The sequence below is a fragment of the Desulfofundulus thermobenzoicus genome, assembly GCF_009428905.1.
GTDB lineage: Bacteria > Bacillota > Desulfotomaculia > Desulfotomaculales > Desulfovirgulaceae > Desulfofundulus_A > Desulfofundulus_A thermobenzoicus.
Genome location: NZ_WHYR01000036.1, coordinates 1 through 15,191, shown reverse-complemented (window position 1 = coordinate 15,191; position 15,191 = coordinate 1). Strand labels below are relative to the sequence as shown.

The 15,191-nt window shown below is 59.9% G+C and carries 10 protein-coding genes; all 10 read right to left on the bottom strand.

The genetic code is table 11. From position 1 onward, the window contains the following. Positions 1-109 precede the first annotated feature (109 nt). Positions 110-3,424: a DUF499 domain-containing protein gene (locus GFC01_RS12530; RefSeq protein ID WP_152947460.1), complete on the bottom strand. Its 3,315-nt coding sequence runs from the start codon at positions 3,422-3,424 to the stop codon at positions 110-112. A 148-nt stretch (positions 3,425-3,572) separates the two neighbouring features. After that, positions 3,573-4,340, bottom strand: a complete 768-nt coding sequence (locus tag GFC01_RS12525; protein WP_243137554.1) for a DUF1829 domain-containing protein — start codon at positions 4,338-4,340, stop codon at positions 3,573-3,575. Continuing rightward, a complete protein-coding gene (locus tag GFC01_RS12520; RefSeq protein ID WP_194174941.1) occupies positions 4,337-4,813 on the bottom strand; it encodes a DUF6978 family protein in 477 nt (158 codons plus the stop codon). The genes GFC01_RS12525 and GFC01_RS12520 overlap by 4 nt, the downstream gene beginning before the upstream one ends. A 136-nt stretch (positions 4,814-4,949) precedes the next feature. Continuing rightward, entirely contained in the window at positions 4,950-8,210 is a 3,261-nt protein-coding gene (locus tag GFC01_RS12515) for a DUF1156 domain-containing protein (RefSeq protein WP_243137557.1), read from the bottom strand. A 71-nt stretch (positions 8,211-8,281) separates the two neighbouring features. Further along, positions 8,282-11,905, bottom strand: coding sequence for a helicase-related protein (locus GFC01_RS12510; protein WP_152947458.1), 3,624 nt, complete (start codon positions 11,903-11,905; stop codon positions 8,282-8,284). Between the two features lie 74 nt (positions 11,906-11,979). After that, positions 11,980-12,519, bottom strand: a complete 540-nt coding sequence (locus GFC01_RS12505) for an HD-GYP domain-containing protein (protein ID WP_152947457.1) — start codon at positions 12,517-12,519, stop codon at positions 11,980-11,982. Positions 12,520-12,557: 38 nt separating this feature from the next. After that, positions 12,558-13,511, bottom strand: a complete 954-nt coding sequence (locus GFC01_RS12500; protein ID WP_152947456.1) for a CHASE4 domain-containing protein — start codon at positions 13,509-13,511, stop codon at positions 12,558-12,560. Positions 13,512-13,699: 188 nt separating this feature from the next. Then, the gene (locus tag GFC01_RS12495; protein ID WP_194174940.1) at positions 13,700-13,963 is read right to left on the bottom strand and encodes a hypothetical protein; all 264 of its coding nucleotides are present in this window, start codon (positions 13,961-13,963) and stop codon (positions 13,700-13,702) included. 123 nt (positions 13,964-14,086) lie between these two features. Continuing rightward, the gene (locus GFC01_RS20215) at positions 14,087-14,353 is read right to left on the bottom strand and encodes an S-layer homology domain-containing protein (RefSeq protein ID WP_423244393.1); all 267 of its coding nucleotides are present in this window, start codon (positions 14,351-14,353) and stop codon (positions 14,087-14,089) included. A gap of 24 nt (positions 14,354-14,377) precedes the next feature. Then, positions 14,378-14,656 (bottom strand): S-layer homology domain-containing protein, encoded by a 279-nt coding sequence (locus GFC01_RS18805; protein ID WP_194174939.1) that lies wholly within the window; start codon positions 14,654-14,656, stop codon positions 14,378-14,380. Positions 14,657-15,191: the final 535 nt, after the last annotated feature.

Below are 15,191 nucleotides of genomic sequence, written 5' to 3'. Positions count from 1 at the left end.
CAGGGGGATGTCCTGCTACGGAAAACCGGTCCCGGATTTTCCCTTCCGTCAGGACGGCCAGAATGTCCATTAAATCACTCCCCGTTCCAAACAGAGAAATCCTGAATGGCTACTTGAGCTGCAGGTCTTTCGCGACCCCGGCAAGCAGCCGGTTGACTGTTTGGACGACTTCATCGGGCAGCGTCCCGGCGCCGCCCAATTCGACCCGCAGCCTGAAGACAAGCTCGTAGCCGGCAGCGGCGTTAACCAGCTCGCCGATGATCTCCGCTAAATCCTGGATCTGATGGGGACGCAACTCTGCCTGGGCCGCTTTGAAACCCGGCTGCGGCGGCAGTGGCGGCGGGGGTGCGGGCGGCGGCACCACCTCCCCGGCCGGCACCCGGAGCTTGACCTGCCGCGCGCCGCCGAAATCACAGGGCCAGGGACCTGAATCTATGGTTTTTTCCAGCAGCCGGGCTTTGATTGCCCCGTCTATGGCCTCCCGCACCGTCACCCACGGAAGACTCCTGCCGGCCTTTTGTGAAAGAGCCGCCGCGATACCCAGCGCGGTTGTCTTTTGACCCGGCCAGGCCGCCGGGAGGTTATCCGGGAGCACCGCGGTTACCGGAACCGGGGGCGGTGGGGGCTGAAGTCTGGCGTCTCCGGTCAGGACGCCGGCCGGTATCTCTTCGGCGAAGACGCTGGCTGCATCCGTGGTCAGCCATAGCTTCCCCGCCTCAACCGCCTCCGCTATCGCCGCGTAAACTACTTCCGGCTCAGCCTTGGGAATGACCACCGGTTCGATATATCCCTCCCTGGGCACCTGGACGACATTTCCGCCGCGGAAAAAGGCTACCACGTCCCGAACGGCGATCCCGGGCGGGGTGGGCCACAGCCCCGGCAACACCCCGGGAACCAGAAGAGCGGCGGGAATTTCCGACAGGGTGGCCGCCTCCGGCAGCACGAGCTCCAGGCCGGGATCCTTGAGGTCCGCCTCCAGGGGCTCTGCGCGCCAGATGGTGCGCACCGACCGGTCCGGACGCACCGCACGCAGGACAAAGAGCCCTTCTTTGACCCCGAGGATCAACGTTTCCAGGATTTCCTTCCGGCGCAGCATCTTCGGCAGGTGGGGGAACTGGGCAAAAGCACCGACCAAATCCTTTACCCGGCGCGCCGTTTCCCCCTCGCGCCAGAGGTTATAGGGGCCTTCGGGCAAGAGCGCCTCCGCGCTTATTGCCGTCTCCTGGATGCGGACGCGGGGATCGGCCTTGATAATGTTAAAAAGGGGCTCTGCTCCCACGGTAAGCTTGTAAGCCAGGATTTCATTCTTCTCCGAAACCGTTACCGCCAGACAGTAAGCCTGCCGGACCGCCCCGGCGATTTCTTTCTTCGCGCCCTCCGTCCTGGCGTTGAGCACCGCGGCCCGCACCGGGTCAATTTCCTGCCCTTTCAGCATATTGCGCACTTCTTCCCAGCCGAGATATTCCCGGATCCGGTCGCGGGCGATTTCCAGCCCCTCCCGCGACGGCACCGCCAGCACGACGGCGTTGCGGTAAACCCGTGGCCTGTCGGGACCGGTCGTTTCTTCGATGAAGCGTTTGGCCTCCACGCTCGGATTACCCGCCGTGGAGGCCGCCTTCGGCCCCAAAACGGCGTAATGGAACTCGCCGTCGTCCTCGATATCCTTCGGCCGTTCCGGAAGATTGTGCACCCTGGCGCCGGCCGCCGAGGCCCCGGCGGTCAGGCTTTTCAGGCCGCTGATGGCGTCAATGAGCCTGGCCTCAATCAGTTCGGCCGGTACCCGCCGGCACGCCTCGCTGTGCATCTGCCGCAGGTTGGGCTTCGAACCCAACCGCCAGGTTTTGGGCAGCGCCTGGCGACCATCGCCGCGTGTTTCGGCGTCACTGAGCGCCGCCTCGTCGAGGAACCAGGAAACCTCGGCCCAGCGCCCGAGCGCCTTTGCCAAATCGATCCTGTCCGGGCGCGTATGGCCGAGCAGGATAAAAAGTTCGCGGGTCAGTGCTTTCTGGCCAATGGGCTGCGAGTGGATAAAAGCAGCCAGCACGGCCTGTTCGACCTCCCGGAATTTAAGCCCCGGGGTTTCGGCCTGAATCGCCCGTGCCTTGGCCAACTCTCCTTCCAGGATACCCGCCCACTCCTGCCGCTTTCCTTCATACTCCTCGCTGGCGGCAACCGTGGTCAACTCCCTGGCGGCAGCCGAGATGTCCCCGCTGCCCGGAGCGCTCAGAAACACATTCGCCGCGATGAGCGGGCAATGATCCCATTTTTCGGCCTCCCGCAGGGCCAGCGCAAAGGTCCGCAACACGCCGCGCGCCCGCTGAAAGCCTTCCAGCTGGGTCCATTTCACGTAGAAAATCTCCGTCAGGTCCGGGTGGAAGGGAAAACTGCGCAGAAAGCGCTCCTCGGCCGCCTTGGCGTCTTTTTTCGTCTGATCATCCAGTTCCGTAATGCCCTTGAGCGCGGCCATCACGTGCGGACGAAAAGCCTCCCGGTCGCGGATGGATTCCGCCGTAAACAAACGGCGCCGCAGCACCTCCGCCACATCTTCCTTCACTACGGGCTGAACGCCCTCTTCCTGCTCGCGCCGGAAGATATCGTACATCTCCTTGGCGATTTCCTTGCCCAGGGCGTCACTCTTCCTGGGATCACTCGCTAAAAGGGAAACGACCACCGCGCACCGCTCTACTTTCGTAGCCGCCTGGGTTAAATACTGGAAGAAATTCTGCAGCCGGCCGCGCCACACCGGGTCAAGCCCGATCTTCTCGCGGGCGTACACGAGCACCTCGTCCATGAGGATGAGGGTGCTCAGCCCCTCCCGGCCCGGGAGGGCAAACAGGTCCGTCAGGAGGTTCTCCGCCGGGGCGCTCTCCCGTTCGGCATCCGCGCCGTCCGGGTGCAGGAGGCGCAGACCCTCAGTCCCGGCGATCTGCCAGGCCAGCACGCTCCAGGGGTGTTTGAGCCACCGGACCTGTCCATCCGGCGCCTTGATTTCCATCCCCTTTTCAACGTCAAGCTTATCGAAGGGCAGGCAGGCCACCCGTGCCCCGGGCGGGGTGATTCCCGCGTGTTCGATAAACTCTCTCACAGCGGGCAGGTCCGGCAGTCCTGCCGGGTCGGCAACCAGGTGGTAGAGGGTGATCAGGGTGTGCGTCTTGCCGCCGCCGTAGGTGAGCTCCAGCTGCCGCACGGCCTTTTCGCTTTTGCCAGCCAGACGGTTCAGCACGTCCCTGGCCAGCTCGCGCAGGTTAAAGGTGGGGTAGGTGAGGGCGAAAAACTCAGTCGGGTCCTGGTAAACCGGTTTGGCCCGGCCCATAACCACGTCGTAGAGGTCGGCCGCAAAAACGGCCAGCGACAGCTCTCCCGACCTGATATCGTCCCGGAGCCGGACGACCTGGTGCCACGGTGTCCAGGGAAGTTTATTCATGGTTATCCATCTCCTAAGATCATATTGCTCGCCGAGCCATTCAGCTTAGTTAGCACCGGCACTTACCAGCTTCAAATCACTGGCCTTGGCCATTTCAAGGCAGTAAGCCAGTTCAAGGGGATCGAGCCAGCAACCGTAGCGAACCTCTCTATGCAATAAGCTCCTGAATATACTCATCTCTTCGGCTCCAAAGTATGGTTCTTATATCGTATTGTTTAAGAGCACCGATAAGATCTGGATTAATTAACTGCTCCGTGTCATTCAAGACCCCGTAAGCGGTAGAATTTGGGGGCCTTACGTCCTTGGTGTCTGTCCATGAAAATATTAGCAATGTTATATTCTGCTTGTTAGCCCTATTAATGGTCTTTAGTATTCGTTCCGGCTGGACTCGTGAAGCGGGAATAACAAAATCAAAAGAATGATCGAAGCCGCTCTTTCCGGTAAATTTTACTGACGGGGTAAAGCGTACATCATGCAACCGAAGGTACCTTTCTACATCTTCCCTAAAAATACTTGATACCACAGGAGCAGCCATAACAAACAGGTCATTTACTGCGAGCATCGCCTGAAGGAGATTGTGTTTCTTTTGCGGAAAGTTTTCCGGTCTTGCTTCTACAATAAGCTCATTACCGGAAAGCCTAACCCCAAATCCATTCAGAACAGCGGTGAGCATCTGCCGCCTTTTTTCCGTTGTAAATTCATAGCCACTTAAACGGAGGTCATTGATGGTGTAACCATCATCTGTTAATATAAAGCCATTTTCAGAACGCTTTACGTATATCTGCAAATGATCATTGTGCCGGTCAAGAAAAGGAGTTGTAATTTCGTAAATGCCGTTAATACTCTCCACGCATATTTTTTGTCTAAGCCACTGAATATAGGCATCAACCAGGTCTATACAGTCTTTTAACATCATACGAATAGTCTCCTTTGTATTATGGGTGGTTCGATTATTTTACAATAATCAAAGAAATCATATAAAGTGACATAGAGATCGTCCGTTCTTGAGAAAAAGTCAGACGGAGCCGGTATTGCCCATTTATCCATAAATCCCTCCACATATAGATGCAAATGAGGGCAATTTATAGTCTGTCCATTATAAGGCCCAAGATAAGCAAGGGGAACTTCAGGCAAATTCGGATTGGTATGAGGAGGCCCGTCAATGTCCAAGCGAACCAGAATAATTACTCCTTGATAACGTTCCTGATACGAGCATTTGGTAAGCCTAATTCTTCCCCTACTTATGTCTACTAAAAAAGACTCCCTCTCATCCGTAGAAACAACAGGAATATTTAATACTTCTCCAGCCATGGGAAAATCGAAAACTTGATTTCCAAATCTCTTTTTAGGCATCGCAATTAGAGCATCTGCTTCAGCTTGCGTGACCATTCTATATTTACTCGCCTCCTTTCAACCGCAAGCGGGAGCTTCCAACCTTACAGACTTGCTATGCTCACCATTTCAACAATCACCTTTGTTCTTTTTCACCCTGCTAAATTTCACTTCACGCATGCACAGAGTCACGTTATCTACTTTCCTCTCTACCGAAAAGTTCTGGTTCTTTCTCTGGAGCAATGCCCCGGGCGGCGAGGTGGTTGCTGATGCTCTCCAGGAGGGAGCGTTCGTCGCTGCCGGGTGGGGCGAGCTCGATTAAGGCCTGGAGGAGCTGGTGGAAGAGGCGGTGGCGGCGCAAGCCCCGGGCATCGAGGTACTCGTCCACCTTCACCACGTCGCCGGTCTTCCAGAGGTGCATCAGCCGGTGCACCTGGTCGATGAGGGGCGCAGGGCGGCCCCCGGCGTCCAGGCCCAGCGTCTTGCGCTTGCGCTGCTGCCAGGTTTTGAGCCGGACCTTGCTGCCGGTGCCTTCCTTGATCTCGTCCCCCGCCTCGATCCCGGCTTCTTCATCCTCTTCATCCTGCTCCTGACCGCCGGTGCGGACCAGAAGGTCGTACTGGTCAACGAGTTCGCGGTCCGAGAGGCCGCAGGAGACGGCGTAGAGGATGCAGGCCCCGGCCGGAACATCCTCAAACCCGAAGTCGTGGCGGTGCAAAAGGTAGTAAGTAGTTACGTCATCTAAACCGCTCGCGCCTTCCGTGCCGCCGTTATGGGAGAGCACCCGGCCGACGACGAAGTCCACCACCAGCCGGCGGACGGCCCGCAGGAACCCGGAAACGGTCATGACCTGCCCGGGCTCGTTCGCCTTCTTGACGACCGGATGTTTGCTGTAAGCCTCCAGCGCCGGGCCGGTGGCCGCCCAGACGAAGTCGGGCCCCCGGATGCCCGCGTCCCAGAATTCCCGCAGCCGGGTGTGGATCTTCTCCCGCATCTCCTCTAAAACGCGGTTGTCCCAGCCGGGCCGCGCGTTTTCCGGGCGCTTCTTGCAGACCAGCCAGACAGAGGAGGCAAGAGCCGCCGAGGAGAGGGCGCGGGTGCGGTTGCCCATCTCCGTCTGGATGGGCCAGCTCGCGACCACCACAAAGCCGGCCCGGATGATGGCCGAAACCAGGGTCTCCCAGGCGTCCGGGTGCTTGTGGGCAAAGACTATGACCAGCCGCCCTTCGGGCTTGAGCGCCCGGTAGCAGGCCTGGAAGGCACGGAACATCCCCCCTTCGTACGCGGCCTTCGATTTCTGCCTGTCACCGCCGAACCGGCTGGCATCGTCAATCAGCTCGCCGTCGTTTTTATCGTGGTCCCACTTCGGAGACAGCGGTTCCCGAAAGGCCGCGTCTATTTCGGGCGACAGCCCGTACAGCGTCCGCCGCAACCAGACGTAGAAGAAGTCCATCAGGTCGGAGTACGGGATGGCGTCGTAGTAGGGGGGGTCGGTGAGTACAAAATCTATATCATCCTTTCTTAACAACGCTGCAGAATCCATAGCAACACGAGGAGCTTGAGGCGATAAGCATGCCCTTGTAATGTGCAGGATATACCGAAAAATCCAGTCGAGTCCCCCAACGTAGTCACCGGTTGCTCCCGATAACGCATTAATTTCACTAAAATCCCATTTAATAGGGAGAGCAAAACGTTGAAACGTATGAGTGATATATTCCCCGTTAGGATCCCAATTACACACATTACTGTTATAGTCCGCCAAACGATCTATTGCCAAACCTAAATACGCCCCCACCGCCTCCACCCACTCTGGCGGGTAGCCCGCCTCCCGCATGGCGTCGCGGGCGGCGCGGGTGTATTTGACGAAGGTGCCCAGGGCCAGGAGCTGGCGGGGGGTGAAGAGCTTGGACCATTTATCGAACCCGTAGCCGTCAACCGAGAACGCCCTGCTCGCGCCGCTCCCGCCCTTGGGCGTGGTCTCCTCCGGCAGCCCGAAGGGAATCTCCGCAAAAACCCGGTCGAGTTCCTTCTCCGCTTCCTGCGCCAGGCGGACCTCCTCCGCCGCCGGCAGGCGGTACTCCTTGCCGTCCGGCCCGTCCACCACGACGGCGGTCATCACCGCCCCCAACCGGCCCGCCCGTCCTTCGAGGCGTATATCCTCCATCGTCATAATCGTCCCGCAGCAGGGGCAGGTCGCCCCGGAGCGGGACATGGTGCCGGCGCCGGTCTTCCGATCGTGCTCGCGCCTTTGCGCCGCGTTGCCGCCGGCCACGGGTACGTCATTCCGGACGCCGAAGACCACGCCGGTTTTATCCGGGTTCGGCTCCATGGTCAGCACCACGCGCTTTTTGTCCTTCTTGCAGAGCCAGCGGGTTTTCAAAAGCGGCACCGTCGCCCGGCAGTTCTTGCACTGCACCGTCCGCGCCCAGAGGTAGGCCACCGTCGGCTTGGGCACCCACCGGGGATTGCGCGGGTCCAGGCGGTATTCCTCCGTAAATTCGGCGTTCAAGGCTTCAAGGTCGGGCGAACCGTCCTCTTTAAGCGGCACCGGCCTGGGTTCGCGCAGCTCAAACGGACGCCCGTCCGGCTTCAGCGGCTCAAAGTCGGCATAGGTCGGGCAGAAGCGCGCCAGTTCCCGGCGGGCCTGCTTGAGCACCCATCTTCCCCAGGCGCGCACGTGCCAGGAGAGATCCGCCTCCGGCACCGGAAGCTCTCCGGTTTCTTGCCGGCTGAATAAACTTTCCAGATCAAGCTGCCTCTTCTGCGGCCGCCCCCGGCCGACAATTCCCGGATGGGCCTTGTAAAAGGCTTCCATAAAATCCTGGTCGGCTAAAATAAAATCCGGCAGCGGCCTTTTCTGCCCGGCCAGCTTCTGCGGGTATTCCAGGGTGCACTTGAGGATGAACCAGGCCACCGGGTTGAGGTCGATGGCGGTCACTTCGCAGCCTAAACGCATGGCCTCCAGGGGGATGGACCCGCCGCCGGCGAAGGGGTCCAGCACCTTGGGCGCCCGGCCGCCGTAAGCCTTTTTGATCTCCTCGCGGAACCAGTCCAGCGCCGGGCCGTTCTCCCGCCCCCAGTGCAGGATGCCGCCCTCGGTTTCTTCCCTGATGCGCTCGATGACGTGGGCGCCGGGCAGCTTCTTCTTCTCCACCTTCCGGACCACCCGGCCCGCCAGCTTCTCAAGAATACGCCGGCGCTCCGCCGGCGTGCCGGGATCGGGCAGCAGTGTGGCGATCAGCGCCGCCCGGCAGGCCGCCAGCGGCCGCCGCGCCGGCCAGATGTGCAGCGTGGAGATGTGCCCGTGCCGCACGTTCTTCTCGTGCACCGCATCCAGCGACGCCTGCTTCAGCGGGAAGGCCCGCTCGATCAAACGGGGACAATCCCCAACCACCAGGGCACCAGGAGCGCCTGGATTATTATTAAAATTATCTTTAGAATTGTTTCCTTCCATAAAAACCACGACCGCCTTCCCCTTCCAAATCCTCAGAATTTACTTGATGTCCTTTGTGTCCTGGCGGTTTTTTATCCTCCCTCCGCCGCGGCGAAGACCTCCTGTTCCCCGATCACCACGCCGCCTTTGCGCCGGGCCAGCAGTTTCCCGAAGGGGTCCTGGATGCGCAAAAGGCGCGGGTGGGCGCTGGCGCAGTCGTAGACGACGTAGAGCCAGTAGCGGTCGCGCAGGTTGCAGGCCCTGGCCCATTCGTTCTCCGAAAGTTCTATGTCGCCAATGCCGGCCCGGCCCTTCACCTCGATGGCGCGCTCCTCGCCGCCTGGGTGGCGCGACAAAAGATCGAAACCGGGGTAGGCCTCCAGGCCGGCCCGGATGGCCAGTTCCGGAGCGGAAACATCCCGGACGGCACAGCCGCGGCCCTCCTCGTAGCCCCAGGCCACCCGGACGGCGATCTTTTCAATCTCCCGGTCGTAACGCGCCCTGTCTTCCGGAGCAGAAGAGGGCACCACCAAAGCGTGCGCCAGAAACCGGACCTCGCCCGGAACGATCAATTCCGGCTCCCGCCGCAGCACTGCCAGGGACCGCTCGATTCGGCCGGCGAGTTCCCGCTGCTGTTTCTTAACCTTTGCCAGTTCACCCTTAGCCGCCGCATCGCCCGCGTTGGCCCGCTCGGAAAGGCGGGTCCGTTTCAAGGCGAGTTCTGCTTCCCGGTAGGCGTAACCCCGGCGGATAAACTCCTCCCGCCCGGGCAAGGCAGCGAGCAGTGCCTGCCTGCGGGCATCGGCAAGTGGCCCGGCAATCCGCTCCACAACGAAGTTCTTCACCTGCTCGCAGGCAGCGGCGATGGTGGAAACAAGAGGGATGGCCGCCGCGGGGATTGTTGGCGCGCCGCGCAGCAACATGAGGAGCTCCACCGGGCACTCCTCGATCTTTCCGGTCTCGTCCTGCCGCAGCGCCACCAAACGCGACTCCACCAGTTCTTCCCGGCCAAAAACCCCGGGCAGCGCCGGATCAGCCCGCCGCATAACCCTGACCAGTACCACATGGAAGAGATAGGGGCGCTCCACATAAGGATCAACAAAAACGCCGCCCCGCAGCGCCAGAGCCGCGAACCGGCCGTGCACCAGCGAACAGTAACGGTCAAAGAGCGGTTCACCGGGGTGCAGGAAGATCGCCTGCTCGCCCTCGGGCGGCTTATAAACGGTCAACCGTTCCCACCTGGCGGGGTCGTAACTTTCCAGGACGGGCCATAAGGGGTCGAGCGCCCCCGGCTTAAGGGGCCTGAAGGAGAAATAGCCCTCCAGATCGCCGTCAATACCGATATCTAAAAGCGGTGCCGATTTCTCAATAAAGCGGCGGACATATCCCGGCAGCAGCCGCCGCAACGTTTCGCGCTCCAATTTGGCCCGTTGTTCAGGTAACTGAAAGGCAATATCCCCGCCGGCACCGAGAAGCTTTTCCCGCTGCGCCAGCCGCGCTTTGACCTGCTCCGGCGTAAGGCGACCCTCAACCTGCCGGACGGCCTCATCGGCGTGATCGTCCACCACCGCCTGCAGAATCAACTCTTTCAGCGAAACCCCTTCGAATTGCATTCCGATCACGTCGAAAACCTTATCCGAGCCGAGTTCGCGGCGGATTTGCTCCAATTTCTCGAGCAGCGTTTTCAGCACCCTGCCCTCCCGGGTTTTCCCCGCCACCAGGTTGAAGATCAGCACCGGGTCGTGCACCTGCTTGTAGCGGTGGACGCGCCCCATCCGCTGCTCAAGCCGCGCCGGGTTCCAGGGAATGTCGTAATTCACCATCAGCCAGCAGAACTGGAGGTTGATCCCCTCCCCGGCAGCGTCGGTGGCGACCATCAGGTTCGCGCCGCCTTCCCGGGCCGGCCGCTTGAAGAAGGCCACCTGCGCCTCGCGTTCCTGGTAGTCCATGCCGCCATGGATAGAGGCAACCTTTCCCGTGTAGCCCAGGCCTTCCAGGCGCCGGATCAGGAAATCGAGGGTATCCCGGTGCTCGGTGAAAATCAGGATCTTTTCGTCCTTGAAACGCCCGTCCTGCACCACCTCGCGCAGTTTTTCGAACTTCGCCTCCTCGCCGGACGCAAGCACCCGCCGCGCCAGGCCAAGCAGGTCCTCAACCTGCCTCCGTTCAGCTTGAAGCTCGGCCAGCGAAGTGGCGACCACCCCTGTTAAGGCCTGGTCCTCAACCACCTCGTTTTGCTCGCGGCCCTCCTGCGGCTCCTCTTCGTCGGCGGTCATCCGGTCAAAAATATCGGCCGTTCTGTCTGCTTTCCGCTGGTAGGCGGTAAGCTGTTCCTCCGTAAGCCGGCCGCTTCTAATATCCTCGATCAGCCCGTCCAATTTTTCCAGCCGCCGCTCGAGAGACCGCAGCAGAGCGTAGGTAGAACTCGCCAGCCGGCGCTGGAAGATGCTCATGGCCAGGCGGGCGGCCGAACGGTTGAGAATCCGGGCGCGATTATAATAGGTCCGGATATAACTGGTAGTCTCGTCATAGAGCTGCTGCTCGGCAGGTCCCAGGTCATAGCTCAACGTGCGGGATTCCCTTTTCGGATAAATCGGAGTGCCGTCAAACCGCACCATTTCTTCTTTGGTCCGCCGGAGGAAATGGCGCCGCCGCGCCTCCGCCGGATAGGCGTTGAAGGCGTCTATAGTGGAGAGTATCTCCGGTTCCAGCAGCCGCCACAGGCAGAAGTAGGGGAAGTCTTTGCCCATATGGGGCGTGGCGGTGAGCAGGAGCAGGTGGTGGCACTGCCAGGACAGCATCCAGCCGGGGTCGTCCGAGGCCCCCGCGATCGCTTCGGCCAGGCGGTAGCGGTCGGTCTTCCGGACGGTGAAGTCGGGGTTGCGGTCGGCCGCCAGCTTGTGTGCCTCATCGAAAACAACCAGATCGTAGGGCTCCACGTCGGACTCCCGGAGACTGGCAAAGGCTTGCGCGCTACAGAGCGTGTCCACGCTGACGATAACCAGGTCGCTTTCCGGCCCGGTGAAGGGGTTGCCGGCGCGCGCATCCGCCCCGGTCACTATTTTAAACGGGAGGCTGAAGAGCGTTCGCAGTTCCCTTTGCCAGTTCCCGACCAGGCCTGCGGGCGGCACGATCAGGACGCGCCGGATCAGCCGCCGGGTGAGCATCTCGCGGATATAGAGACCGGTCATAATGGTCTTGCCGGCACCGGCATCATCGGCCAGCAAAAACTGCAGCCTGGGCTGGGGAAGCATATGGTCATACACGGCGATGCGCTGGTGCGGTAACGGGTCAATCAGTGAGGTTTCGGTGGCAAAGGCCGGGCTGAAAAGGTGGCCGTAAGTCAGGCGCTCGGCTTCGACGGCCAGGCGGACGATCTCCGGCGGGGCGGTGAAATCGACCTTGCCCGGCTCGGGCGGCTCCGGCGGCTTGCCGGACAGCCGGTAGGCCGCTTTGTCTTCGGCCGCAGACAGCGCGCCGGCTACCTGACTGCTGCCGCCGGTGAGCGGTGGTTTACGCAACCCCCCGGAACCATCTATTTCCAGGCGCAGGATCTGACCCCACGCCAGGCGGTTGGGGCGTGCCTGCCCGTTCTCCCACCGGTTGACGGACGCAAAGGAGACGCCCAGAAGTTCCGCGAGACGCTTCTGGCTCAAGCCCAATTTGGCCCGCAGCCGCCTGATCCGGTCCGGATAATCAAAAGGGATATACTCCACTCTCGTCCCCCATTTTCATCCAGCGAAGGATTCTCTTGCTAAGAGCATACAGGATCGCGTGGCTTATGTCAAGGTTATATCAAGTGCGATAGGGAAACAAAGACATCAACCAGGTGCGGGTCGAAATGGCTTCCCGCGCACTTTTTAAGCTCTGCTATCGCCTCTTCTTTGCTCCTGGGCTTCAGGTACGGCCGCCCGCCGGTCATGGCGTCAAAGGCATCGGCAATGGACAGGATGCGGCATTCCACCGGTATCTCTTCTCCTCTCAGCCCCAGGGGGTATCCCTTCCCGTCCCACCTTTCGTGGTGCTTGAGAATCAAGTCCGCCACCCCGGCGAGGTCGGGGGAGGACAGGGCGATGCGGTAGCCCTTTTCGGGGTGCTGGCGCATGACCTCCCATTCTTCCTCTGTAAGCGGGCCTTTCTTGAATAAAATGCTGTCCGGCACGGCAACCTTGCCCAGGTCATGGACCTGGGCCAAAAGGGCCAGGTCTGCCATCTGCCGGGGAGAAAGCCCCAGTTTCTCGCCCATTTTAAGACACATTTCTTTCAGCCTTTCGGCGTGCCCCGCGGTGAGGTAATCCTTTTCTTTGTACTCCTCCAGCCTGTCCAGCATTTTGCCGATTTCAGCGGAAAGAAGGGCAAGCTCATCCCTTACTCCAGAACCGGGAACCCGGAGGAAAGGGGAAACTGGTAGCCCGTGCTGGTTACGGCAGCGGTAAGCTTTGCCAGCCGGGATACAACGGCACGGTTCAGCCAGAACAGGGCCAGGCCGCAGCACAGGACCGCCGCCAGCGCCAGGTAGAGGCTGAAGGCCTTTTCGGCGGACTGGAACACCCTGGCAGCGCGCCTGTCCGAATTAACCTGGAGGATTAAAGCGGTTTTCCCCTGCAGGTCTTTAATGACGGTAAAGCCGGCGCTTTCCCCAGGGGAAATTATCCTGGCGTAGCAGGCCTCCCCGTTCTCTAAAGAGCCCGCCGGCTGCAGGTCGCGGAAGTCCACGGCCCCCGGCGGGTGAAGGGTGAGAGGCAGGCGGGTAATCTTCGAGAGCTCTTTTAAATGCTTATCATTTAAGATACGGCCGAAAATCAGGGTTCCCCGGGCGGGCCCGGTGTCATCGCTTTTTAAAACGGGCCTGGCGGCCACCAGCACCGGCCCTTCCGGCGTTGCCACCAGGCCTTTAAGACCGCCTGCTTTTTGGCGGACCGGAAGAATAATCTCCCGGGGTACGGGGATATCTTTTCCCTCTTCCGGATCGTATCCCCTGGCGTATACCGTCTCTCCTCCGGTGTTTATAATCACTGCGTAGTTGATCTTAAGAACCTTAAAGGTGCTGTCGACCAGGTTCTTTTTTATGTATTCCTCGTTTCTTTCTTTCACAAATATATACGTATCATCCCATGCAGCCCAATCTTCGGTATATCTATCCAACTCCGTCATTTCCCTTTCCAGGGCCTGCAGGGCCCGCTCAATATTCTGCTTAAGATCATCTCTTTCCAGCTCAGCTACAATGTTATTTAAGATCATATGAGAAACCGCGAAAAAAACAAGGGCAAGAAAGGCGAAGGCGGCGCAGAGAGTGAGAACTATCCTGGTTCTTAAGGACATCCCGGTATCTCCCCCAGGTCCTGGCCGGCAGCCGGGTTCCCATCACCACATGAAGGTAAAGCGGCAAGCTTTCGGTGCAGCGGGGGGTATATTCCCCGGCATGTTCGGTTTTATTAATTTACCAAATTAAATGCCGTTACCAATAAAGCTTCAATATCTGGGGAAATTCGACACTTTAGCTCAATTACCTACCAGCCGGGGAAATTTTTTGCGAATACCGGGTGTGGCAGGCGCCTCGCGATCCCCGGGCAAGGGCATTTTTTCCCGTAGTCGATGAGGTCCGTAACCAGCTGGTACCTTGCCGGGAAGAGGTGCTGCTCGATGAAATCCAGCAGGTCTTCCTTCAGCGGCCCCTCCGGGCAGAAGTGCTGCCATTTCTCGTAAAGGCCCTGGAAAACCAACCGCGGCAGCGGCAGGGACAGGTTCTTGTCGCCCCGGCGAAAAGTGTTCAACAACCTCGATACCGTACTTCCGGAGCAAACCAAGAAAATGGCTTAAGGTGTGGTTGGAAGGCAGGACCATCAGAATGGCAACCCGCCTTCCTGCGGATCTTTTCTTGCGGGGCAATTTCGCCATTAAATATGTTCCCAGAGCCTGTCACATGGATCGCAGCAACACGGCGGGGGCGCCAGGCCTTCGAGGAGTACATTCAGGCTCTTCGCCCCTACCTTAACGAGGTAGATGCGATAAGGCTCCAGGGCGGAGAGCCTGGTTAAGGATTGCCATGGCGATTCAAGCACCCTCAAAAGCCGGAGGACCATAACCGCGGCCTTCGCGTGGGTAACGTGCTTTTCGGCCCGGAAGGTGTTGTCGGGATATCCAAAGACGATGCCTTTCGCCACCGCGACACCGATATCCGACCTCGATCAGGGCGGGATCTCGGCCGCATCGGCGAACTTAAGCTGCACCGGGGCGACCGTCCCGAGTTTCTTCCCGAAAACGCGCGCCATTAGCACGGCCAGCTCGGCCCGTGTGACGGGACGCTCGGCTTCGAAGGTCACCGTTCCGTCCGGCTGAGGATAGCCTTTGACCAGGCCTTCCTTCGCCACCGTGGCTACTGCGTCCCTGGCCCAGGCCGGAATGGCGGCATCATCCCTGAACTTCAGCTCCTGGTTGCCGGCTGGTGTTAGTTTCAGGGCGCGCACCAGAATAGCCGCGATCTCGGCACGGGGGTCACTTGCTGGTCGGGTCTGAAGGTGCCGTCCGGGTAGCCGCCCCTCTCCCGGCCAGGGCTACCCTCCTAAAAAACGACCGGGACGCGGCCCCGGCGTCCCGTGGCCGCGTCCCGGATCCCGGCGGGGTCCTGCTCCCCTGCAAAAAAGCCGAAAAGAGGGGGGAAGAACGGCGGAACAGCGTTAAATTGTATTTGCTTCTATCGTAAGCGTTCCCTGGTAACTCTGGGCAGGGGTATTTGGCGGTACGTCCAACCTGAAGCTGAAAGTGTACCTCGACCCGGACCCCGTCGTTGGCTGTTGGTTATTCGCAACTATCGTAGACGTAGCCGGAACAACAGCCCAGTTAGTGGGGGTCCCTCCATTGATCGCAAGGCGGTAGGCCGTGTAAAATTTCAGTAGGCACCAGAAGGGGATCAGCCCCCTGAAAAAGAAATGAGACCTCGCGCGCCCAAAAAACACCAAAAATCAAGCTAAAGGAGTGTGAGGTCTCATGTTAAATATTCGC